20 protein-coding genes are annotated in these 21,659 nt (G+C 66.8%); 6 read left to right on the top strand and 14 right to left on the bottom strand.

The window, feature by feature from the left end; genetic code table 11:
• Positions 1-25 precede the first annotated feature (25 nt).
• Both sucB and lpdA read left to right on the top strand, forming a co-directional pair.
• Entirely contained in the window at positions 26-1,231 is a 1,206-nt protein-coding gene (gene sucB / locus LZ605_RS01245; RefSeq protein ID WP_249843536.1) for a dihydrolipoyllysine-residue succinyltransferase, read from the top strand.
• A gap of 63 nt (positions 1,232-1,294) precedes the next feature.
• Positions 1,295-2,731: a dihydrolipoyl dehydrogenase gene (lpdA, locus tag LZ605_RS01240; RefSeq protein WP_008264626.1), complete on the top strand. Its 1,437-nt coding sequence runs from the start codon at positions 1,295-1,297 to the stop codon at positions 2,729-2,731.
• Positions 2,732-2,831: 100 nt separating this feature from the next.
• Here lpdA and LZ605_RS01235 read toward each other — a convergent pair whose 3' ends face one another.
• Together LZ605_RS01235 and LZ605_RS01230 are read right to left on the bottom strand one after the other, a co-directional pair.
• Entirely contained in the window at positions 2,832-3,644 is an 813-nt protein-coding gene (locus LZ605_RS01235) for a YwqG family protein (RefSeq protein WP_249843535.1), read from the bottom strand.
• Between the two features lie 125 nt (positions 3,645-3,769).
• Positions 3,770-4,627, bottom strand: a complete 858-nt coding sequence (locus LZ605_RS01230) for a LysR family transcriptional regulator (RefSeq protein ID WP_249843534.1) — start codon at positions 4,625-4,627, stop codon at positions 3,770-3,772.
• 164 nt (positions 4,628-4,791) lie between these two features.
• On the opposite strand from LZ605_RS01230, the gene gstA reads away from it, so the two are divergent.
• Positions 4,792-5,394, top strand: coding sequence for a glutathione transferase GstA (gene gstA, locus LZ605_RS01225; protein WP_249843533.1), 603 nt, complete (start codon positions 4,792-4,794; stop codon positions 5,392-5,394).
• A 71-nt stretch (positions 5,395-5,465) separates the two neighbouring features.
• Here gstA and LZ605_RS01220 read toward each other — a convergent pair whose 3' ends face one another.
• The 11 genes from LZ605_RS01220 to LZ605_RS01170 form a co-directional block, all read right to left on the bottom strand.
• Complete coding sequence (locus tag LZ605_RS01220) at positions 5,466-5,708, bottom strand: hypothetical protein (protein WP_249843532.1); 243 nt, start codon at positions 5,706-5,708, stop codon at positions 5,466-5,468.
• Complete coding sequence (locus LZ605_RS01215) at positions 5,705-5,917, bottom strand: hypothetical protein (protein ID WP_107230906.1); 213 nt, start codon at positions 5,915-5,917, stop codon at positions 5,705-5,707. Before LZ605_RS01215 ends, LZ605_RS01220 begins: the two co-directional genes overlap by 4 nt.
• Before the next feature lie 131 nt (positions 5,918-6,048).
• Positions 6,049-7,638, bottom strand: coding sequence for an alkaline phosphatase D family protein (locus tag LZ605_RS01210; RefSeq protein WP_249843531.1), 1,590 nt, complete (start codon positions 7,636-7,638; stop codon positions 6,049-6,051).
• Entirely contained in the window at positions 7,638-9,881 is a 2,244-nt protein-coding gene (locus LZ605_RS01205; RefSeq protein WP_249843530.1) for a TonB-dependent receptor family protein, read from the bottom strand. Before LZ605_RS01205 ends, LZ605_RS01210 begins: the two co-directional genes overlap by 1 nt.
• 170 nt (positions 9,882-10,051) lie before the next feature.
• A complete protein-coding gene (locus tag LZ605_RS01200; protein ID WP_057498262.1) occupies positions 10,052-11,482 on the bottom strand; it encodes a replicative DNA helicase in 1,431 nt (476 codons plus the stop codon).
• A gap of 346 nt (positions 11,483-11,828) precedes the next feature.
• Positions 11,829-12,389 carry an NADPH-dependent FMN reductase gene (locus tag LZ605_RS01195; RefSeq protein WP_249843529.1) on the bottom strand — a complete coding sequence of 187 codons (561 nt, stop codon included), beginning with the start codon at positions 12,387-12,389 and terminating at the stop codon, positions 11,829-11,831.
• Positions 12,390-12,455: 66 nt separating this feature from the next.
• A complete protein-coding gene (gene asnB / locus LZ605_RS01190; protein WP_249843528.1) occupies positions 12,456-14,399 on the bottom strand; it encodes an asparagine synthase (glutamine-hydrolyzing) in 1,944 nt (647 codons plus the stop codon).
• A 3-nt stretch (positions 14,400-14,402) separates the two neighbouring features.
• Positions 14,403-16,682, bottom strand: coding sequence for a transketolase C-terminal domain-containing protein (locus LZ605_RS01185; RefSeq protein WP_249843527.1), 2,280 nt, complete (start codon positions 16,680-16,682; stop codon positions 14,403-14,405).
• 77 nt (positions 16,683-16,759) lie between these two features.
• Positions 16,760-17,416 carry a glutathione S-transferase family protein gene (locus LZ605_RS01180; protein ID WP_249844978.1) on the bottom strand — a complete coding sequence of 219 codons (657 nt, stop codon included), beginning with the start codon at positions 17,414-17,416 and terminating at the stop codon, positions 16,760-16,762.
• 130 nt (positions 17,417-17,546) lie between these two features.
• Complete coding sequence (locus tag LZ605_RS01175; RefSeq protein WP_249843526.1) at positions 17,547-18,089, bottom strand: GNAT family N-acetyltransferase; 543 nt, start codon at positions 18,087-18,089, stop codon at positions 17,547-17,549.
• 125 nt (positions 18,090-18,214) lie between these two features.
• Positions 18,215-19,057: a glycine zipper 2TM domain-containing protein gene (locus tag LZ605_RS01170; RefSeq protein ID WP_279920363.1), complete on the bottom strand. Its 843-nt coding sequence runs from the start codon at positions 19,055-19,057 to the stop codon at positions 18,215-18,217.
• Positions 19,058-19,220: 163 nt separating this feature from the next.
• Between LZ605_RS01170 and LZ605_RS01165 the strand changes: the two genes are divergently transcribed.
• Positions 19,221-19,436, top strand: a complete 216-nt coding sequence (locus LZ605_RS01165; protein ID WP_249843525.1) for a DUF6116 family protein — start codon at positions 19,221-19,223, stop codon at positions 19,434-19,436.
• Positions 19,433-20,212, top strand: coding sequence for a TatD family hydrolase (locus LZ605_RS01160; protein ID WP_249843524.1), 780 nt, complete (start codon positions 19,433-19,435; stop codon positions 20,210-20,212). The genes LZ605_RS01165 and LZ605_RS01160 overlap by 4 nt, the downstream gene beginning before the upstream one ends.
• Before the next feature lie 71 nt (positions 20,213-20,283).
• Here LZ605_RS01160 and LZ605_RS01155 read toward each other — a convergent pair whose 3' ends face one another.
• The gene (locus LZ605_RS01155) at positions 20,284-21,111 is read right to left on the bottom strand and encodes a tRNA threonylcarbamoyladenosine dehydratase (RefSeq protein ID WP_249843523.1); all 828 of its coding nucleotides are present in this window, start codon (positions 21,109-21,111) and stop codon (positions 20,284-20,286) included.
• Between the two features lie 80 nt (positions 21,112-21,191).
• Here LZ605_RS01155 and LZ605_RS01150 point away from each other — a divergent pair, with 80 nt between their 5' ends.
• Positions 21,192-21,626 carry a cytochrome c gene (locus LZ605_RS01150; RefSeq protein ID WP_249843522.1) on the top strand — a complete coding sequence of 145 codons (435 nt, stop codon included), beginning with the start codon at positions 21,192-21,194 and terminating at the stop codon, positions 21,624-21,626.
• The last annotated feature ends 33 nt before the right edge of the window (positions 21,627-21,659 follow it).

The raw sequence follows: 21,659 nt of genomic DNA, 5'->3' as shown, positions 1-21,659 counted from the left end.
AGAAGACAAACCAGGAAGCTCCCGCATGGCCACCGAAGTCAAAGCCCCGGTACTGCCCGAATCCGTCGCCGACGGCACCATCGCCACCTGGCACAAGAAGGTGGGCGACGCCGTCAAGCGCGACGAAAACCTGCTTGACCTGGAAACCGACAAGGTCGTCCTGGAAGTGCCGTCGCCGGTCGACGGCGTGATCAAGGAAATCAAGTTCGCCGAAGGCTCGACCGTGACCTCCAGCCAGGTCGTGGCGATCATCGAGGAAGGCGCCGTGGCCGCTGCCCCGGCTCCGGCCGCTGAAGCCGCTCCGGCTGCAGCCGCTGCCCCGGCCGCTGCTGCTGCTCCGGCCGCCGCTGCCGCTCCGGCCCCGGCCGCCAAGTCGGCTGCCGATGCGCTGCCGCCGGGCGCCCGCTTCACCGCCATCACCGAAGGCGTGAACCCGGCCGACGTTGACGGCACCGGCCGTCGCGGCGCGGTGACCAAGGAAGACATCGTCAACTTCGCCCGCAACGGCGGCGCCGGCAAGGCCGGTGGCGCACGTCCGGAAGAACGCGTGCCGATGACCCGCATCCGCAAGCGCATCGCCGAACGCCTGATGGAGTCGAAGAACTCCACCGCCATGCTGACCACCTTCAACGAAGTCGACCTGTCCAAGGTCTCGGCGGCGCGCAAGGAACTGCAGGACGAGTTCGTCAAGGCCCACGGCATCAAGCTGGGCTTCATGAGCTTCTTCGTGAAGGCCGCGGCCAACGCACTGCAGCGCTTCCCGCTGGTCAACGCCTCGATCGACGGCGACGACATCATCTACCACGGCTACTCGGACATCTCGATCGCCGTGTCGACCGAGAAGGGCCTGGTCACGCCGGTGCTGCGCAACGTCGAGCGCATGTCGTTCGCCGACATCGAAAAGACCATCGCCGACTACGCCAAGAAGGCGCGTGACGGCAAGCTGGGCCTGGACGAACTGCAGGGTGGCACCTTCACCGTGACCAACGGCGGCACCTTCGGTTCGCTGCTGTCGACCCCGATCATCAACCCGCCGCAGAGCGCCATCCTGGGCATGCACGCCATCAAGGAGCGTCCGATCGCCCAGAACGGCCAGGTCGTGATCGCGCCGATGATGTACCTGGCGCTGTCCTACGACCACCGCATCATCGACGGCAAGGACTCGGTGCAGTTCCTGGTGGACATCAAGAACCAGCTGGAAAACCCGGGCCGCATGCTGTTCGGCCTGTAAGACACCTCCCGCCCCTCCGCGCCTGCGCGGAGGGGTTCTGGTAATGCATCAAGGAATAATTCAATGGCTGAACAATTCGACGTCGTCGTCATCGGTGCCGGCCCGGCCGGTTACCACGCTGCCATCCGCGCGGCCCAGCTGGGCCTGAAGACCGCCTGCATCGACGCAGCGCTGGGCAAGGACGGCAAGCCGGCCCTCGGCGGCACCTGCCTGCGCGTGGGCTGCATCCCGTCCAAGGCGCTGCTGGATTCCTCGCGCCAGTTCTGGAACATGGGCCACATCTTTGGCGACCACGGCATCAGCTTCAAGGATGCCAAGATCGACGTCGAAGCGATGGTTGGCCGCAAGGACAAGATCGTCAAGCAGTTCACCGGCGGCATCGGCATGCTGTTCAAGGCCAACAAGGTCGCCGCCTACTACGGCTTCGGCGAACTGCAGCCGGGCAACGTGGTCAAGGTCACCCAGCATGACGGCTCGATCGTCGAGCTGAAGGGCACCAACGTGATCATCGCCGCAGGTTCGGATTCGATCGAACTGCCGTTCGCCAAGTTCGACGGCGAGACCATCGTCGACAACGTCGGCGGCCTGGACTTCACCGAAGTGCCGAACCGCCTGGCGGTGATCGGCGCCGGCGTGATCGGCCTGGAACTGGGCAGCGTGTGGAAGCGCCTGGGCGCTGAAGTCACCATCCTGGAAGCACTGCCGGAGTTCCTGGCCGTGGCCGACGCCGAAGTGGCCAAGACCGCTGCCAAGGAATTCAAGAAGCAGGGCCTGGACATCCGCCTCGGTGCCAAGGTCTCCAAGACCGAGATCACCGGCAAGGGCAAGAAGAAGGAAGTCGTTGTCACCTACACCGACAGCGAAGGCGAAAAGACCCTGACCGTGGACAAGCTGCTGGTGGCCGTCGGCCGTCGCGCCGCCACCAAGGGCCTGCTGGCTGAAGGCACCGGCGTGAAGATCAACGAGCGTGGCCAGATCGAAGTCGACGCGCACTGCCACACCGGCGTCAACGGCGTGTGGGCGGTCGGCGACTGCGTGCGCGGCCCGATGCTGGCGCACAAGGGCTTCGAGGAAGGCATCGCGGTGGCTGAGCTGATCGCCGGCCTGCCGGGCCACGTCAACTTCGACACCATTCCGTGGGTCATCTACACCGAGCCGGAACTGGCCTGGGTCGGCAAGACCGAAGCCCAGCTGAAGGCCGAAGGCATTCCGTACAAGGCCGGCAGCTTCCCGTTCGCCGCCAACGGCCGTGCCGTGGCGATGATCGAGCCGGCTGGCTTCGTGAAGATCCTGGCCCATGCCGAAACCGATCGCATCCTCGGCATGCACCTGGTTGGCGCCAACGTCTCCGAGCTGGTGCACGAAGGCGTGCTGACCATGGAGTTCAGCGGTTCGGCCGATGACCTGGCCCGCATCTGCCACGCCCACCCGTCGCTGTCGGAAGTGATCCACGACGCAGCAATGGCGGTCAGCAAGCGCGCCATCCACAAGGCGAACTGATCGTTCGTCTTCGGGGTGGGTGCCGACCGTTGGTCGGCACTGAACTGCAAACGAAAAACCCCGCCTCGGCGGGGTTTTTTGTGCGCGCGGCCCGATCAACTCAACAACACTGCAGCGCCATCCAGGTCTGCGACAGATCGCGCGCGGCCAGGTCCTGCCGGCGAATCCAGAAATACAGCATTCCCGAGTCGCCCCACATCGCGTCGTTGTCGGCCGAGTCCAGCTGCAACAGCAGCTGCCACTGGCCCCGGTCCTGTTCCCATGCAGGCCTGCGCGGATCGCTGTAGGCAGTGCCGTCACCGCACGACAGGCCGTGAGTGACCAGCTGCGCTTCCAGCTGCATGTCGCCCTGGATGCTATGCGCATGGCCTCCCACCGCGTGCAGTGGCTTGGCGCGGCCAGCATGATGGGCTGCGACGGCATCGACCAGCTCGAAGTACGCGTCTTCGCAGCGTTCGTCCCAGCCCAGGCCTTGTTCCGTCATCCATCCGCCGACGCGTGCGCCCTCGGCCGATTCCAGCTGAGGCAGGCGGAGCCCGGGGTGGAACACCAACGCGGAAGGGACAAGTGCGAACGCTTCATCGGCCGCGGGCAGGCGTCGCACAAGCTCGTCGGCGTTGAACAGGAAGACGCGGTGTCCCGTGCGATGTTCCGGTTCGTACCCCCATGGCTGTTCGTCCATGTCGTAGAAGAACGACAACACCCCCGTTGACGGCAGATCCAGCCCCGATGGCGCATCGGCCAGATCCGCCAGGTTGATCTGTAGCAGGAAGTCCAGCGCACGCCCTCGATGAACGGGCCACGCAAACCCTTCCGGAACATCGGGACCGCCACCTTTGCGTGACGCCCCCAGCATCGGTGGGTCCGTTGCAGCGGGCGCGAACGCCAGGCAGGGCCGCAGCAGGCTGGACAAGGCGTCGGCCTGGGCAGCCAGTCCGTGCTGCGCACACAGGTCGGCGAACCAGGGTGGTGCAATATCCATGTCCAACATCCATGTTGATTGGGAAGCGGCAGTCTAGATTGCGAAAGCGACGTGTATCAATGTGGGGCCAATGGATCCACAGCCACGCCCAGGCCCCGCACGAAGACCTGCGTCGCGCGCGAAGCGCGACCCACCTCCGAGCAGACCAGACCAAACACACGGCGGATGCCAGGGGTTATCGGCAGCACCCGCAGACCATGACGATCCGCTGGCAGGGTCGATTCCGGCACCAGCGAAACACCCATGCCCTCGCGGACCAGCACGCACGCACTGGCCCAGTCGCGCACCGTGATCCGCACATCCCTCAGCTGCAAACCGGCCTCTTCCATCAAGCGCTGACCATTCACCGCGCAACCGCCAGTGGCGAGGATGAAGGGCTCGGCAGCCAGTTCGTGCAACCCGATCCCACGTTCGGTGGCGCGACGTGTCAAGGCGTGCGCTTGCGGCAGCACCGCCACCCATACATCGCTACCGAGCGTCAGGGCAGATCGTTCAGCGGCCGGATTCATCACCACGCCGGCCTCGACCGCGCCTGATTCCAGCCAGCGTTCCACCTCTTCATCCGAGCCCTCAACAACCGCGATTTCGATGCCCGGGTGGCGGCGGTGGAAATCACGCAGCAGCGCGGGTAGCACGGTTGAAACGATCGAGGGAAAGCTGGCCAGCCGGATGCGGGCGCCACTCAGCCCTTGGCTGTCATCGGCAAGGGTGCGGATGGCCTGCAGTCCCGCCAGCATCGTCCGTGCGTGATCGATCACCTGCTCGCCCAAGGCGGTGATGCCCACCTGTCGGCGCTCACGGTTGAACACGGCAAACCCCAGGGCCGCTTCCAGCTGCGCAATGGCCTGGCTAGCGCCCGACTGGGTGATGCCTACGCGCTGCGCGGCCCCCGAAATGGTGCCTGCGTCTGCCACGGCGACCAGCAGGCGCCAATGTGCAAGGTTCATCATGCTGGACAGTAGTACAGCTTATGCATTGAAAGTTGAACATTAATTTTACCGGATGGCACGGCGTCTGCAGACTGCCTGGCATCGGCAAGCCGTGTCCTGGCTACGCCGCCCTGCCCCGGAGACCTTCCATGAAGCTGTACTACGCGCCCTACACCTGCTCGCTTTCGCCGCATATCGTGCTGCGCGAGCTCGGCCTGCCATTCGAACTGGTCAAGGTCGACAACACCACCAAACAGACCACCGATGGCCGCGATTTCCGCACCATCAACCGCAAAGGCTATGTAGCGGCGCTGGAACTGGATGACGGTCAGGTGCTGACCGAAGGACCGGCCATCGTCCAGTACCTGGCCGACCTGAAACCCGAATACGCGCTGGCCCCGCCCGTCGGCAGCTGGGAGCGGGTTCGACTGCAGGAATGGCTGAACTTCGTCACCAGCGAAATCCATGCTGGCTCGGCGCCGCTGTTCAACGCCGCACTTCCGGAGGACGCCAAGGCATTCTTCCGCGAGAAGCTGTTCAAGCATTTCGACTTGCTGCAGGAGACACTGGCACAGCAGGACTTCCTGATGGGACCGTGCTTCAGTGTGGTCGATGCCTATCTGTTCACCGTGCTGGGCTGGTGCCGGTTCTTCGCCATCGACCTTGCGGCGTGGCCGGCGCTGCCCGCTTACGTCCGCAGGGTCAACGCGCGACCGGCCGTGCAGGCGGCGCTACGTGCCGAGGCCGCATGATGTAGAGCCGAGCCGACGCTCGGCTCTCCGGTTGGCGATCCGGGAAAGCACAGCCGAGCATGGGCTCGGCGCTACACCTTCCCAACCGGCTTCTTCGGCGGGTCGTCACAGATCCGGTGCTGCACCACCGTCTCGCCAACCTTCCATTCCTTCACCACCCGGCAGTTCTCCTTTTGCGGAGGCTTCTGCGGCGTCTTCAACTCGGCCTTGTCGCCATCTTGCTGGCGCTCCAGGTAGGCCCCGGTTGGCTGCGGCTTCGCCAGCGCCGGTGCGGCCATCAACAGCATCAACGTCATGATGGCAAGCGGCTTCATGCGGTCACCGGGCCACCGCCGAGCAGGCGCGCCGGCAGCATGAACAGCGCGCGCAGGAACGCGAACAGTGCCGAGAACGTGATGCCGACCAGGCGGAAGGGCAGGCTCAGCAGCCACACGAACGGCCAGGCAATCAGGGCCAGGATCGCCAGTGGCCAGCACAGCACGAACAGCAGGCACCACACACCAAGCGCGAACAGGGTCTTCATCACGGTCTCCTTGGGCGGCACCCTGCCGCCTGCGGACACCATGGCGCCCTGCCCCGGCGACCGCAAACGGATTGCGACGAAACCGGGCTGGGGGCGATGAAAGCGGTGGTTCATGGGGTTGCCGAACGGATTCACACCGGGACTGCGCCCGGGCGGCCGTGGCTCACCTGGAAGCGCGCCGCGGTACGCACCGCGGCATCGGCGCGCAGGACGCTGTCGGCAAAGCGTAGTTCGGCATCCACCGTCTGCCGGTTCAGCTGCAGCTTCCACCAGCCACGGCGGTCGCCGTCGAAATAACGGATATGCGGGTTCTGTGGAATCGACGGCCCGTAGTACGGTCCATACGGCGTATCGTCGCCGCCACTGCTGATCGCCGGGGCGATGAATTCGGTGGCCAGCACCGGCGCGTTGGCGGCGTCGAAATCCAGCTTCAGGTCGTTGACGAAGGTGGAATGCCAGTCGCCACCGAGCACGATGGCGTTGCCCTGCCCGCCTGCCTGCAGCGCCTGCAGCAGGCGGGTGCGTGCGGCCGGGTAACCGTCCCAGGCGTCGTTCCAGAAGCGTTCGCGCGGCGTGCCGCCGTCCAGCCGCAGCTGCGCCATCAGCAACTGCTGCACCACCACATTCCAGCGTGTGCCGCGTGCGGCCGCCATCGACTGGGTGAACCAGGCTTCCTGGCCCAGGCCCAGCATGCTCATGCGCGGGTCCAGCGCTGCCTCGCAGCGTGGCGATTCGCCCACCCCACACGGATTGGCCGGGCGGAACTGGCGACAGTCGAGCAGCGTCAGCTGTGCCAGATCGCCGTAACGCAGGCGCCGGTGCACGCGCAGGCCGCCGTTGCCGGTTGGCGTGCTGCGCATCGGCAGGTGTTCGTAGAACGCGCGGTAGGCCGCCGCGCGGCGCACGATGAAGTCCTCCGTCGAGACGCCGGGCTTTTCCGGATGGATGCCGGAATAATCGTTCTGCACTTCGTGGTCGTCCCAGATCACCGCGAACGCGTGTGCGGCGTGCGCGGCCTGCAGATCGGGATCGAGTTTGTACAGTGCGTACTGGTCACGGTAGCGCTCCAGGCTCACCGTCTCGCCACTGAATCGCGCTGCATCCAGCGTGCTGCCGCGCGCGTTCTGCAGCGGGCTGTACTCGTACAGGTAGTCGCCCGCATGCAGCACCAGATCCACGTCGCTCTGCGCGATGTCACGCAGCACCGGGTAGTAGCCGCTGTTCCAGGCCTGGCAGGTGCACAGCGCCAGCCGCAGCTGCTGCAGCTGCGTGTCCAGCAGCGGCGCGGTGCGGAAGTGGCCGACCACGCTTTCCTCATCGCCGTCGCAGGCGAAACGATAGTAATAATCGCGGCCGGGACGCAGGCCATTGACCTCCACATGTACCGAATGGGCCAGCTCGGGCACAGCCGCAGCAACGCCCCGCTGCACCAGCCGACGCATGCCGGGGTCTTCGGCCACGAACCAGCGCACGGGCACCGCCCGCGACGGCATACCGCCGCCGTTGAGCGGGTCCGGTGCCAACCGCGTCCACAACACCGCGCCCTGCGGATCCGGATCGCCGGCGGCAACGCCGAGGGTAAATGGATCACGCCCCAGCCGCGGCCGCGGACCGGCCGTGGCCAGCCCCGGCATCGCCGCCAGTGCGATCGCCGCCCCCGTGCCCTGCCACGCCATGCGCAGCAGGCGACGGCGGCTCTCCGGATCGACAGGGCCTCGCATCAGAAGCGCACGGTGGCGGTGGCCATCACCTGGCGTGGCGCGCCGACCTGCATGGTCGCCAGGCTGCGGGTCGGGTCGGCGGCGTAGGTGCCGTTGGTGTTGATCGAGGACAGGTAACGTTTGTCGGTCAAGTTGGTCAGGTTCAGCGCCACGGTCAGGTTCTGTGCCGGGCCGAGCTTGCCGAAGTCATACGCCACCGAAGCATTGACCAGCCAGTAGCTCGGTACGGAAACGTCGTTGGTATAGGTCACGTAGCGCTTGCCGACATGGTTGGCGGCCAGGCGCAGGTCCCACGGGCCCGGGGTCCAGGCCAGGGTGCTGGCGAACATCCATTCCGGGGTGTCGACGGTCTTCTTGCCGCGGGTCGGCACCACGCCGTTGTTCACGTAGTCGTTGTCGTAGGTACTGTCATTCCAGGACAGCGCGTTGGACCAGGTCAGGTCCTGCATCGGCTTCAGCTGCAGGGTCGCCTCGGCGCCGCGGCTGGTCACCGAACCGACGTTGGAGAACAGCGCCGGGCAACCGAGGATGCCCACGCACTGCGCGATGGCCAGCAGGCGGTTGTCGAACTTGACGTCGTACACCGCCACCGAGGCTTCATAGCCCTGGCCGTAGCCGCGCCAGCCCAGCTCGATCGTGCGCGACTGTTCCGGCTTCAGGTTCTTCGCACTGGCATCGAATGCGGCCTGCGGCACGTTGAACGGGCTGCCCACGCCCAGCGCATAGGCCGCGATGTTCTTGGCGAACGAACCGAAGATCTCATTGCCTTCGTTGAGCTTGAAGTTGAAGCCGGCCTGCGGCAGGAAGCCCTTCTTCGAGGTCAGGCTGCTGTTGTTGGCATAGCTGCCCAGCGGCGTGCGCACGCGGGTGCGGGTGTTCGGCGACTTTGCACCGATGTCGATGGTCAGGCGGTCCTCGAACAGGCGGAAGCGGTCCTGCACGTAGAACTGGCGGGTGATGGTGGTGTAGCGCTGGTGCCACACGCGCTGGTCGGGATTGCGCAGGAAGAAATCGTCGGTGACCGGGCCGTCGATGTAATAGAAGTTGCGCTGCACGCTATGGCCGTTGTCCTCGTACCACAGGCCCGCTTCCAGTTCGTGGCCCGCCACGTTCCAGGTGAACGCCGAGGTCACACCGGTGCGGTCGATCGCGTATTCGGTGGTGCGGATCGAGATCGGGATCTCGCGGCTGGTCCCCGGGTTGGACGGATTGGACGGGCTGAACCAGTGGCCCTGGCCACGGTTGCTGTGGTTGTAGACGTTGACCTTCAGCCGCATCGACTCGTTCAGGCCGAAATCGCCGGTGATGCTGGACAGGTCGTCGTTGCGCAGGCCGTGGCCGGAGTAGTACGCATCCCACGGGCTGTTGACGCCGCCGCTGAACGTGCCGCGTGCGGCAGCGACGGCGCGATCCCAGTCCGGCGCGTAGTTATCCCAATCCCAACCGAGACGATCGATCATCTCCAGCGAGAGATCCTGATAATCGGCCTCGACGCGGCGCGATGCATTGAACAGCGCGGTGATCCTGCTGTCGGTGCCGAAGTTGTAGGTGGCCTTGCCGTTGAACTGCTTCAGCTCCTGCGATCCCTTGCCCTTCCACTTGTCGCCTTCGGAGTAGGCGCCGGACAGGTAGGCGGCAAAGCCCTGGTGTTCACCGGTGTCCAGACGTGCATAGCTGCGGCGTGCACTGTCGCTGCCAAAGCCCTGCGCCAGCACCACGCCGTACTCGGTGGACGGGTCGATCGAATAGAACTGGAACACGCCGCCGAGGTTGCTGGTGGACGGCGTGCCGAGAGCACCGATGCCGGTGGACACTTCGGCACCGCCCAGATTCTCGCTGATCACCGCACGGCTGATATGCAGGCCGTTGCTGTTGCCGTAGGCCATGTTGCCCAGCGGGATGCCATCGAGCGTGTAACCCAGGCGGTTCTGGTTGAAGCCGCGCAGGCTGATGGTGGTGGACCACTCATACGCACCGGTGGCGTCGGCCGATTCGAAATGCACGCCCGGCTTGGTCGCCAGCAGCTTCAGCGGGTTGGCGCCGGGCGGCAGCACCTTCAGGTCCTCGGCGGTCACGCGCTGCACCTGGCGGGCTTCGCCGCGGCCGATCACTGAGACCGAATCGAGCGTGGTGGCCGACTGCACGTCGGTGGCGGGGGTGGTTTCGGCAGCAGCCAGCGATGGCAGCGATGCGCAGACCAGCAGAGCCAGCAGATTGCGGCGGAGCGGAGCGTGGGACGGCATGAAGGCGGATTCCTTGGGCACGCTGGACGCCGAAGGGCGGCGTCGAAGGGCAGCAGCGGCGGAATCGTAGAAGCGTCGCGTTACATGTCATTTACACGCCACGTACGCACGTTCGGTGTTTCGAATGGTTTGCCGGCCAGGGGGGTGCCGGCCAGCGGCCGGCACTACGGCTATTCGAACGAGCCGACCGAGTCGTGGGCCAGGTTGTCGAAGCGGGTGTACTCGCCGAAGAACTTCAGCTTGCACGAGCCGGTCGGGCCACCACGGTGCTTGCCGATGATGATCTCGGCCAGGCCCTTGTCCGGCGAATTTTCCTTGTTGTAGTAGTCGTCGCGGTAGATGAACACGATCATGTCCGCGTCCTGCTCGATTGCGCCCGACTCACGAAGGTCGGCCATCACCGGGCGCTTGTCGGTACGCGTTTCCAGCGAGCGGTTGAGCTGGGACAGCGCGATCACCGGCACGTTCAGTTCCTTGGCCAGGCCCTTGAGCGAACGCGAGATCTCCGAGATTTCGGTCGCGCGATTCTCGCTGTTGCCCGGCACGCTCATCAGCTGCAGGTAGTCGATCACGATCAGGCCCAGGTCGTGCTCGCGCTTGAGCCGGCGGCACTTGGAACGCAGCACTTCCGGCGACACGCCCGGCGTGTCGTCGATGAAGATCTTGGTTTCCTTCAGCATCTTGATCGCGCTGGTGACGCGGCTCCAGTCCTCGTCTTCCAGCTGGCCGGTACGCAGGCGCTGCGCGTTGATGCGGCCATTGGAGGAAATCAGGCGCATCGCCAGCTGCGAGGCCGACATTTCCATCGAGAACACCGCCACGCCCTTCTTCGACTTGATCGCCGCGTATTCGGCGATGTTCAGTGCGAAGGTGGTCTTGCCCATCGCCGGGCGCGCGGCCAGGATGATCAGGTCGGTCGGCTGCAGGCCGGCGGTCATCGCATCAAAGTCGTTGTAGCCGGTCGGCAGGCCGGTGATGTTGCCGCCGTTCTCGAAGCGGTTGCGCAGTTCCTCGAAGGCGTCCTTCAGCGCGCCAGGCATGGCCACGAAGTCGGTGCGGCCACGTGCGCCCTGCTCGGCGATGGCGAACACGCTCTTTTCCGCCGCCGACAGCAGCTCGCTGCTGTCACGGCCTTCGGGCTGGAAGCCATCATTGACGATGTCGGTACCGACCTGGATCAGCTGCCGCAGCACCGCCTTGTCGCGCACGATCTCGGCGTAGGCCACGATATTGGCCGCCGACGGCGTGGTGCTGGCCAGCTCGACCAGGTAGGCGCCATCGCCGACCAGTTCCAGCTTGCCCTGCGATTCGAACCACTCGCCCAGGGTCACCGCATCGAAGGGCCGCTCGCGCTCGGACAACTCGCGGATCGCCCGATAGATCATCTGATGGTCACGGCGATAGAAATCGCCTTCGGTCAGCTGGTCGTTGACCCGGTCATAGGCTTCCGGTGCCAGCATGAGGCCACCGAGCACCGCCTGCTCGGCTTCCACCGAATGCGGTGGTACCCGCAACTGATCGATGCGCGACTCGTCGCGATCACGATCAAAGCCATCACCGCGCTCTCTGCGGTTGGAACGGAAGCCGGAACGAGCGGACATGCTGCGGTGTTTCCTGCAAAAGTGGGCCGGGCCAGTGTAGGCATGCGCCGACCCCGGCAGCCATGGACAAGCCTGTGGATAAGCCGTGGAAGAACGGGGGATATCCGCCGGTACCTGGCCATTCTGGCGTGGAGGCGTCGCAATACCTGCGATGGGCGCCGTTGCGGCACCCGAGCGGAGCATTATCGCAGATCAGGCGGCCCGGGTCGGAGCCCGTGCAGACGCGCGCAGGGGGATGTGGGGGCAGAGCCCGCCGCTGCGCGCCGGGGTCCGACCCCGGGCGTGGCTGGGGGCGTGGCTGGGGTCGGATCCCTCTGCAACGCAGAGGGCTCTGACCCCGCCGGCCTCAATCACCCTTCACGTGCACCGCGATCAGCGCCAGGAACCGGTCCACGTAGCCCTGCAGGAATTTCTGCGTGCCTTCGTTGTGGATCGTGCCATCGGTATCGATCAGGCCGTCCTTGAAGTGGATGAACGCCTCCGGCTGGCCGAGCACATGCATGTCCAGGAACGCCAGGCTGTTGCGCAGGTGCTGCTGGGCCACGGCGGTGCCGATCTGGCCGATCGAGGCGCCGATCACCGCCGCCGGCTTGCCGGCGAAGGCACTGTCACCATAGGGGCGCGAGCCGATATCGATGGCGTTCTTGAGCACACCCGGCACCGAGCGGTTGTACTCGGGTGTGACGAACAGCACCGCATCGGCCGCGCGCACCTGATCCTTCAACCGGGTGCCCTGCGGCGGATAGTGGCCATCGAAATCCTGGTCGTACAGCGGCAGGTCGCCGATCTGCACGTACTGGAAGCGCGCGCGGTCACCGGCGATCTTCTCCAGCGCATGGGCCAGCTTGCGGTTGCAGGAGTCCTTGCGCAGGCTGCCGACGAGCACGGCAATGGTGGGGACGGACATCGGAACATACTCCTCACGGTGCGGGAGACCCAGCCTAGTGGCCGGGCCCGTGCAGGCCGGTGAAGATCAGCCGCCGGTCACGCCGGCCCGCACCTGCCGCCAATGCGCCTGCCAGGCCTGGAACATCAGCACGTTCCACAGATGGGTGTGCCACTTGCGCTGCCCGCCCAGGAACTGATGCCACAGCGGTTGCACCGCCGCAGCCGACAACACGCCTTCACGTTCCAGGCGCGCGGGCTGCAGCAGATCGTCGGCCCACGGCCGCAGGTCGCCCTTCAACCAATCGCTGACCGGTGCGCCGAAGCCACGCTTGGGTCGATGCACCATCGACTGCGGCACGTAGCGGCCCAGCACGCGCTTGAGCAGCACCTTGCTGGTGGTTTCGCTGCGCTTGAAGCCCAGCGGCAGCGACCAGGCGAACTCGGCCACGCGCCAGTCCAGCAATGGTGCCCGCGCCTCCAGGCTGACCGCCATCGAAGTGCGGTCGACCTTGCACAGCAGATCGTCGGGCAGATAGCTCACGAAATCGGCCAGCATCATCGCATCGGCCGGGGTGCCGGCGCCGTGCAGGGGATCGGCCAGGTCATAGAAGCTGCCCGCGGCCTGCGCGCCGGGCACTGCGGCAGCCGGATCGCGCCAGCGCGAAATGCGGTTGCGGTAGACGTCGCCGATGCCACGCGCGCCGGTCTCGGCCAGCAGTGCCGCCAACCCACCGGTGCGCGAGGCCTCGCCCTGCTGCTGCGAACGTGCGCCCATCCAGCGCCGCAACGGGCCGGGCACGCGGCCGAGCATCTGCCAGTTGCGCAGCGCGCGCACGTAGCGCGTGTAACCGAAGAACAGTTCATCGCCGCCATCGCCGGACAGCGCCACGGTCACGCCCTGCCGCGCCAGCCGGGCGACCAGCGCGGTCGGTACCTGCGAGGCATCGGCGAAGGGCTCATCGAACATCACCGGCAGCTGCGGTACCACCGCCAGCGCGTCGGCGCCGCTGACATACAGCTCGGTGTGGTCGCAGCCCAGCTGCGCCGCCAGTTCCCTGGCCAAGGGCGCCTCGTCATGGCTCGAATCGCTGAAGCCGATGCTGAAGCTGTGCACCGGCTGCCCGCTCTGCGCCTGCATCAGCGCGGCCACCAGCGACGAATCGGTGCCGCCGGACAGGAACACACCGACCGGTACATCAGCCACCATGCGCAGCGCCACCGCATCGCGCAGCAGCGTGTCCAGCTGTTCCTCGGCCTCCTCGATGCGGCCCTGGAACGGCGTGGCCAGTGCCGCCTGCATGCGTGCACGCGCATCCCAGTACGGGCGTTGCGCCTGCTCCGGGCGATGCGCGGCCGCACCGGCAGCAACCATCGCCGCGTCCAGACGCAGCACGCGGCCGGGCATCAGCTTGTAGCAGCGCTGGTGGATGCTGTGCGGCGCCGGAATGTAGTCCAGGCGCAGCAGCAGGGTCAGTGCGTCGCGGTCGATATCGTTGTCGAAGGCCGGGTGCTGCCACAGCGCCTTCAGTTCCGAACCGAACACCAGCGTGTCACCGGCCCAGCCGTAGTACAGCGGCTTCTTGCCGACGCGGTCGCGGGCCAGCCACAGGCACTGCTGCTGACGGTCCCACAGCGCGATGGCAAACATGCCGTTGCAGCGCTGCAGGGTCTCTTCCACGCCCCACTGCAGGATCGCCGCCAGCAGCACTTCGGTATCGGAATGGCCACGGAAGCCATGCCCCAGCGGCTCCAGCTCGGCGCGCAGCGCCGCGAAGTTGTAGACCTCGCCGTTGTAGGCCATCACGTAGCGGCCATCGGCCGAGGCCATCGGCTGGTGGCCCAGCGGGGACAGATCGAGGATGCTCAGGCGGCGATGCGCCAGCGCGATGCCGGACCCGGCATCGACCCAGCTGCCGCCATCATCCGGCCCGCGATGGTGCAGCGCCTGGCCCATGGCCAGCACCTGCGCCTGCAGCGCCTCGGCCGACGCCATCGGCGCCGGCAACAACATTCCCGCCAATCCACACATGCATCAGGGTTCCTGCGCCAGGTCGAGGGCGGCGCCAATCACCGCATTGTCGCTTGGAAGCCCGAACATTGCTGCCCCTGCCAGCGGGGTATAGGTATCGGCGCCACAGACCCGGCGCAGCGGCAGATGGCCGAACCCTGCTTCGACCAGGGCGGTGACCACGCCTTCGCCCACCCCGCCGCTATGGCGGCCCTCGTCCAGCACCAGTACCCGCCGTGCGCTGGCCGCCTGGCCGGCGATGAAGCCGGCATCCAGCGGTACCAGCCAGCGCAGATCCACCACCCTGACCTGCCAGCCCAGCTGCTGCTCGATTGCCCGCGCCGCCCGCAGCGCCATCGGCACGCCGTTGCCATAGGTGTAGACCACCAGGTCGTCCGCCTCGGGGGCATAGACCCGCCCCTCGCCCGGCACCAGCGCCTGCCCCTGCGCCGGGTAGTCGAACAGCCACTGGCCATCACCGGCGTCATGCAGGTCCTTGCTCATGTACAGCGCGATCGGCTCCAGCAGCACCGCCACCCGCCCATCCACCCGCGCCATCGCCGCCAGCGTGCGCAACATCATCACCGCGTCATCGCCGCGCGACGGGCAGCCGACCACCAGCCCCGGAATGTCGCGCAGCGCGGTGATCGAATTGTCATTGTGGAAGTGGCCGCCGAAGCCCTTCTGGTAGCCCAGTCCCGCCACCCGCACCAGCATCGGGTTGCGGTACTGGTCATTGGAAAAGAACTGCAGCGAACACGCCTCGCCACGCAGCTGGTCGATGGCGTTGTGCAGGTACGCCAGGTACTGGATCTCCGGAATCGGCAGCATGCCCATGTTGGCCAGGCCCTGCGCCATGCCCAGGATCATGGTTTCATCCAGCAGCGTGTTGAACACCCGGCGCGGGCCGAAGCGGCGCAGCAGATCCTTGCTGACGGTGTAGACGCCGCCCTTCTGCGCCACGTCCTCGCCGAACAGCAGGCTCTGCGGGTACTTGGCCAACAGTTCCTGCAGGCCATGGTTGATCTGGATCGCCAGGTGCCGCGGTGCCTGCCGCTCGGGCAGGGCCCCGGCGTCGCCATACAGTGCCTCGCGCGTTGCCGCCGGCACCGCCCGCTGCGCCTCGGCCTGCACTGCTGCCGGCGTGTACGGCGCCAGCGGGGCCATCACCTCCTGCAGCGATTGCAGCGTGGCGCTACCTTCGGCGTCAGCCGCGGCGGCCATGCAGCGCGCGCGCATCGTTTCGTATGCGACCTCGATCGCCGCCGCATCCATCCAGCCCGACTCCAGCGCGATCTGCGCCGAGCGCAGCAGGGGGTCACTCGCCTCGGCCGCGCACAGTTCCGGCAGCGCGCGCCATTCCACCTCGAAATCGGTACCGGCGTGGCCCATCAGGCGCGTGGTGCGCAGATGCAGGAAGGTCGGCCGCCGGGTGCGCCGGCAATGCTCCACCGCCGCCTGCACCTGGGCATGGCCGGTGGCCAGGTCCAGACCGTCGGCGAAGAAATAGTCCAGCCCCGGCTGCCGGCTGAAACGTTCGGCGATCCAGCCTTCAGGCGTCTTCACCGAGATGCCCAGGCCATTGTCTTCGCAGACGAACAGGATCGGCGCCGGCAATTTCTGGTAGGCCGACCACATGGCCGTGTTGAAGGCGGTCTGCGCGGTTGCGTGGTTGGCCGAGGCATCGCCGAACGAACACAGCACGATGCTGTCGGCGGGAATCGGCAGGTCCTGGCCCAGCCGCTTGCCGCTCTCGATGGCCAGCGCGGTACCCAGCGCTTTGGGCAGGTGCGAGGCGATGGTCGAGGTCTGTGGCAGTACCCACAACGGCTTGCTGCCCCACACCTTGTGGCGGCCACCGCTGGCCGGATCCTCGGCACTGGCGGCGAACGACAGGGCGGCATCGCGCAGCGGATCGATGCCTGGTACCTGCCGCGAGCGCTCGGCCATGAAGGCGCCGGAGCGATAGTGCAGGAACGCAGGGTCGGTGTGTCGGCAGGCCCGCGCCAGCAGCGCGTTGCCTTCATGGCCGGACGAACCGATGGTGTAGAAGACCTTGTTCTGCACGCGCAGTACGCGTGCCATCAGGTCCAGCTGGCGGCTGGCCAGCTGCGAATCGAACAGTTCATCGAAGGCCGCGGCGGTGAGCGTGCTGCCCGGCAGGATCGGTGCATCCGGCGCCGGTCGCAGGCGCGGGCTGCCGCGCCAACCGCGCACCGCCTCGAGGAAATTGACATCGCACACATCGGCGCGGTTGAGCACGCGCATGCGTGCGGGAATCGGATCGGGAACCACAGCGAACATCGCACACCCTCCGTGTCGTTGTTGCTTTCCGCCGGGCATGGCCCGGCGCTAACGTGTGGGGTTCACCTCAGAAAGAATCACGCCGCCTCGAAGCGTGCGCGCACCTCGGCGGTCACCGCCGGCATCGGCAGGAAGCGGGGCTGTGCACGTACGCGCTGCAGCCAGGCGCGCACTTCCGGGAACGGCTCCAGGCTGATGCCGCCCTCGTGCGCCACATCGGTGTAGGCGAACAGGGCAATGTCGGCGATACCGTAGCCGCTGCCGGTGAACCACTGCGCCTGGCGCAGGTGCTGCTCCATCACCGCCAGCGCGCTGGCGGCGCGTTCATGCAGGCGCGGCAGCTCGGCACGGCGCGGCGAATCGGCTGCGGTCCAGCCACGGATGAAGCGCGCCACGGCCACGCAGGGCTCATGCGTGTACTGCTCGAAGAACATCCAGCTCAGCGCTTGCGCACGCTCCCAGCCATCCACCGGCAGATACGGCGTGCCTTCGGCCAGCCAGAACAGGATTGCATTGGATTCGGTCAGCACGCGGCCGTCGTCGCGGACGATCAGCGGCACCTTGGCATTGGGATTCAGTGCCAGGAACTCGGCGGTGTGGGTCTGCCCGTGGGCGCTGTCGACCTCCACCCAGCGGTAGCGGCTGCCCAGCTGCTCCAGCAGCAGTCGGACCTTGTGGCAATTGCCCGAGACCGACATGCCATGCACCGTCAACGGGACGCGCTCTTCCACCATTGCCTGCTCCATCGGATCCGGCCGGCGGCCGGCTGCACGCAGTCTGGCAAGCGTGCCGGTGAATGCCAAGCGCGGGTGCAGCATGGCAACACGGTAGTGCCGGCCAGCGGCCGGCACTAGCGGGCAACGCTCAGCGCACGCGTTGTCGCCATTGCTCGCGCGACTGGCCCCAGATCTGCATCGGCTTGTCGTTGTACGGCGGCGGCAACTCCCCCATGCGCAGCAGCGTGCTGCCGAGCTTGCGCGCCACCGCCCGCGAGTTCTCGTTGTTCTCGGCGATGGTATGGATCACCTCGTCCCAGCCCAGCGTATCGAAGGCCCAGTCGATGGCGGCAACCGCCGCTTCCGGCGCATAGCCCCGGCCCCAGCTGGCACGGCGGATGCCCCAACCTACCTCGGTGCCCGGCCAGTCCTGCGGCTGCCAAGGGCCCATCCGCCCGATCCATTGGCCACTGGATTTCTCGATAACGCTGAACATCGAGAAGCCGAACAGCTGCCAGGCACCGGCCAGGCTGCAGAAGCCGCGCCAGGCCACCGATGGCGGCTGCACCCCGCCCAGGGTGCGCATCGTTTCCTCGTCGGCACAGAACGCCAGGTAGGGTTCGTAGTCCTCGCGCAGCAGCGGGCGCAGGATCAGCCGCTCGGTTTCCAGGCGCAGGTCGAAGATGCTCATGCCGACTCCATGTCGAAGGGGCCACCATGATGGTGGATTCCGCCGCCACAGGGATGAATGCCGGCGCGCACAACGAAACGGGCCGGCATGTGCCGGCCCGTTCGGTACTGCACGCTGCGCCGGAATTACTGGCGCGTAGCGGCGGTCGCACCGGCGGCAGCGGTCTGCGTGACCAGCTGGCCGTCTACCACCGGCAGGCGATCGCTGGCCGGCTTGTTGTCCAGGCGCACGGTCTTCTCTGCGCCGTCATAGCGGTAGGTCACGTTGTAACCCTTCACCACATCGTTGGTACCCATGGCAATGCGGGTGCCCGGCTTGCTGGCCATGCGCATCGTGCCGGTGGTGCCATCCTCATTGCGGTAGGTCACGTTGTAGCCGGTGACGCGGCTCGACTCGGAGGTCGCGGTCTCGGTGTGGCACTGGCGCTCGGTACGGTTGACCACGCGGCCACCGACATGACGCTTGTCGATCTGGTTGCCGATCAGGCCACCGGCCACTGCACCGGCTGCGGTGGCGGCCTTCTTGCCGTTGCCGCCACCCACCTGGTTGCCGAGCAGGCCACCGACCACCGCGCCGACCACGGTGCCGCCGACATTACCGTCGCGCTCAGGCAGGCGTTCCTGCACGGTCACGTCTTCGCAGACTTCGTGCGGGGTCTGGGTGGTGGAGGTCTCACGCACCGGATCGGTGCCGATCACGGTGGCGTAGGCCTTCTGCTTCTCGGTGATCGGGTCGACCTTCAGCACGTCGGCATATTCCAGCCCACGCGGCGCGGACGGGTCGAGCATGTCACCACGGGCACCGTCGTCGCTGGCGTTGCCACTGGCCAGGCGCGATTCGCCGTTGGGGGTTCCGGCGCTGATGGAATCGGGCGACGAACCGCCGCTCTTCATGAAGGCAGCGGTGGCGATGCCACCGACCAGCAGCGCGCCCGCTGCGACCAGGACAGTTGTTGTTGTACTTTTCATGACCTGCTCCTTGCGGACCATCCGCAACGTTCTCGACGCAGATTGCAGCATGCACTGCCTGAACGGAATCTCCACATTTCCTGCTCATTCCTGTAACCCATTCAGCATCGGGAAATGCTGGGCCCGTGGTAGCGTTTGCATATTCCCCACGAGGATTGCCGCCATGGCCAACCCGATGCTGCTGCCGGTTCTGCAATGGGCCCGCCGGCTGCGCTACCCCACCCTGTTCAAGCTGACCGCCGGCCTGTTCATCCTGACCCTGTTCATCCCCGACCCGATTCCGTTCGTCGATGAGCTGGTGCTGGGGTTCGGAACGCTGCTGCTGGCCAACTGGAAAAGCCGCAACACCGCGACGCCGCCGCCCCTGGAACAGCGTTGAGCGTGCTGGTCGACAGCCATTGCCACCTCGATGCCAGTGAGTTCGACCCTGACCGCGCGGCCGTGATCGCGCGTGCGCAGGCGGCCGGCGTCCATGTCCAGGTGGTGCCGGCAGTCACCGCCGCAAGCTGGCCGAAGCTGCGCGAGGTCTGCACACAGGCGCCGGGGCTGTACCCGGCCTATGGCCTGCATCCGATGTTTCTGGCGGCGCACCGGCCCGAGCATCTGCCGCTGCTGCGCGCATGGATCGAGCGCGAGCGCCCCTGTGCGATCGGCGAGTGCGGGCTGGACTTCTTCGTTGAGGGACTCGATGCGGACACCCAGCAGGCCTACTTCATCGGCCAGCTGGAACTGGCCCGTGAATTCGACCTGCCGGTGATCGTGCACGCGCGCCGCGCGGTGGATGCGGTGATCGCGGCGATCCGCCGCATCGGCGGCCTGCGCGGCGTGGTGCACAGCTTTTCCGGCAGCCCGGAACAGGCCGCGCAGCTGCACCGGCAGGGCTTTCTGCTCGGCCTGGGCGGCCCGTTGACCTACGAGCGCGCGCAGCGGCTGCAGCGGCTGGTGCGGGAGATGCCGCTGGAACAGCTGCTGCTGGAGACCGACGCGCCGGACCAGCCCGACGCCGGCATCCGTGGCCAGCGCAACGAGCCGGCGCGGCTGGCGGTCATCGCCGGCCACGTGGCCGCGCTGCGTGGGATGGAGGTAGACGCCGTGGCACACGCCACCACCGGGAATGCGCGTCGGCTGTTCGCGCTGCCGGCGCAGCGAGGGTAGTGCCGGCCGCCGGCCGGCAACCCCGGAACGATTGAATCGACGCGGATGCCGGCCAGCGGCCGGCACTACCGTCATGCCTCTGCGTCGGCCGGGACCACCTCAGCCTTCACCTTCTTCGGCTCCAGCAGCATCTCCAGCGCCTTGCCCACCGCAGCAAATGCGAAGGCGCCGGTGATGTGGGTGGCCGCACCGAGGCCGGCACCGCAATCCAGCTTCAGCGCGGCGTCGGCCCCCAGGTTCGGGCGCAGGCCACAGACACTGCCGTCGGCCTGGGGATACTTCACGTTCTCCAGCGAATACACCGCCGGCACGCCGAAATAGCGCTTGGCATTCTTCGGGAAATTGAACTCGCTGCGCAGCTTCTTGCGGATCAGCGCCAGCATGGCGTCATGCTCGGTGCGCGAGACATCGCGGATGCGCACCAGGGTCGGGTCGGTGCGGCCCCCGGCAGCCCCTACGGTCAGCAGCGGCAGCTTGCGGCGGCGGCACCAGGCGATCGTCTCGACCTTGACCCGGAAGCTGTCGCAGGCATCGATCACCAGGTCGAAACCGCGGTCCAGCAGCTCGGCCATGTTGGAGACGGTCAGGAACGCCTGCACCGCATCGACACCGATATCCGGATTGATCGCACGGCAGCGCTCGGCCATCGCCTCGGCCTTGTTGCGGCCATAGTTTCCTTCCAGCGCGGGCAGTTGCCGGTTGGTGTTGGACACGCAGATATCGTCGGCATCGATCAGGGTCAGGTGGCCGACCGCCGAGCGCGCCAGCGCTTCCACCACCCACGAGCCGACGCCGCCCATGCCCACCACCGCCACGCGGCTGCCCTGCAGGCGCTCGAGCGCACCTACGCCATACAGCCGTTCGATGCCGGCGAAGCGTTGTTTGACCTGTTCGTTCATCCGGCTATTTTAACGTGCAGGCACGCGTGCCTACAGCGCGCCGGTACCAAACCCACCGTTGCACGACCGGAGAGCCCGCCATGAACGCCAGCCCGCCCCGCCGCCTGTCCTCCGCCCACCGCTACCTGTTCGTGCTGTGCCTGGGCCTGCTGATCGGCCTGGTCGCCACGGTGATGGTCGGGCGCGTGTTGCAGGCTCGCCGCGATCCGTTCCCGAACAGCCTGATGCAGGTGATGCAGCGGCAGTCGCAGCTGCTGCAGCAGGCCCAGCAGCAGAACCGCTGCAGCCTGGCCGACAGCGTTCCGCGCCTGCAGGCGCTGCGCCTGCTGTCCAACGACCTGGACCTGGCCTTTCCCGGGCTGAAGGACAACGCGCAGTTCCAGCAGCATGCCAGCCGGTTGCGCGGCACCCTCAACAGTGCACTCGCTGCGCCGCCCAGTGACTGCACCGCCCTGGCCAAGGTGGTGGAAAGCGTGCAGAGCGAGTGCCGGGCCTGCCATCAGGATTTCCGCTGAAGCGCATTCATCTTCCAGCCGGACTGTGCACGC

Source organism: Stenotrophomonas maltophilia, assembly GCF_023518235.1.
Taxonomy (GTDB): Bacteria; Pseudomonadota; Gammaproteobacteria; order Xanthomonadales; family Xanthomonadaceae; genus Stenotrophomonas.
Note: the sequence above shows the minus strand (reverse complement) of the source record. Positions and strands in the feature narration are given on the sequence as shown.

Excerpts from the sequence above, each read along its gene's own strand:
- LZ605_RS01210 (WP_249843531.1), bottom strand. The coding sequence starts at position 7,638 with ATGCGAGGCCCTGTCGATCCGGAGAGCCGCCGTCGCCTGCTGCGCATG.
- gstA (WP_249843533.1), top strand. The coding sequence starts at position 4,792 with ATGAAGCTGTACTACGCGCCCTACACCTGCTCGCTTTCGCCGCATATC.
- LZ605_RS01170 (WP_279920363.1), bottom strand. The coding sequence starts at position 19,057 with ATGAAAAGTACAACAACAACTGTCCTGGTCGCAGCGGGCGCGCTGCTG.
- LZ605_RS01175 (WP_249843526.1), bottom strand. The coding sequence starts at position 18,089 with ATGAGCATCTTCGACCTGCGCCTGGAAACCGAGCGGCTGATCCTGCGC.
- LZ605_RS01215 (WP_107230906.1), bottom strand. The coding sequence starts at position 5,917 with ATGAAGACCCTGTTCGCGCTTGGTGTGTGGTGCCTGCTGTTCGTGCTG.
- LZ605_RS01195 (WP_249843529.1), bottom strand. The coding sequence starts at position 12,389 with ATGTCCGTCCCCACCATTGCCGTGCTCGTCGGCAGCCTGCGCAAGGAC.
- LZ605_RS01185 (WP_249843527.1), bottom strand. The coding sequence starts at position 16,682 with ATGTTCGCTGTGGTTCCCGATCCGATTCCCGCACGCATGCGCGTGCTC.
- LZ605_RS01180 (WP_249844978.1), bottom strand. The coding sequence starts at position 17,416 with ATGGTGGAAGAGCGCGTCCCGTTGACGGTGCATGGCATGTCGGTCTCG.
- LZ605_RS01205 (WP_249843530.1), bottom strand. The coding sequence starts at position 9,881 with ATGCCGTCCCACGCTCCGCTCCGCCGCAATCTGCTGGCTCTGCTGGTC.
- LZ605_RS01165 (WP_249843525.1), top strand. The coding sequence starts at position 19,221 with ATGGCCAACCCGATGCTGCTGCCGGTTCTGCAATGGGCCCGCCGGCTG.
- lpdA (WP_008264626.1), top strand. The coding sequence starts at position 1,295 with ATGGCTGAACAATTCGACGTCGTCGTCATCGGTGCCGGCCCGGCCGGT.
- LZ605_RS01220 (WP_249843532.1), bottom strand. The coding sequence starts at position 5,708 with ATGAAGCCGCTTGCCATCATGACGTTGATGCTGTTGATGGCCGCACCG.
- LZ605_RS01150 (WP_249843522.1), top strand. The coding sequence starts at position 21,192 with ATGAACGCCAGCCCGCCCCGCCGCCTGTCCTCCGCCCACCGCTACCTG.
- sucB (WP_249843536.1), top strand. The coding sequence starts at position 26 with ATGGCCACCGAAGTCAAAGCCCCGGTACTGCCCGAATCCGTCGCCGAC.
- LZ605_RS01155 (WP_249843523.1), bottom strand. The coding sequence starts at position 21,111 with ATGAACGAACAGGTCAAACAACGCTTCGCCGGCATCGAACGGCTGTAT.
- LZ605_RS01200 (WP_057498262.1), bottom strand. The coding sequence starts at position 11,482 with ATGTCCGCTCGTTCCGGCTTCCGTTCCAACCGCAGAGAGCGCGGTGAT.
- asnB (WP_249843528.1), bottom strand. The coding sequence starts at position 14,399 with ATGTGTGGATTGGCGGGAATGTTGTTGCCGGCGCCGATGGCGTCGGCC.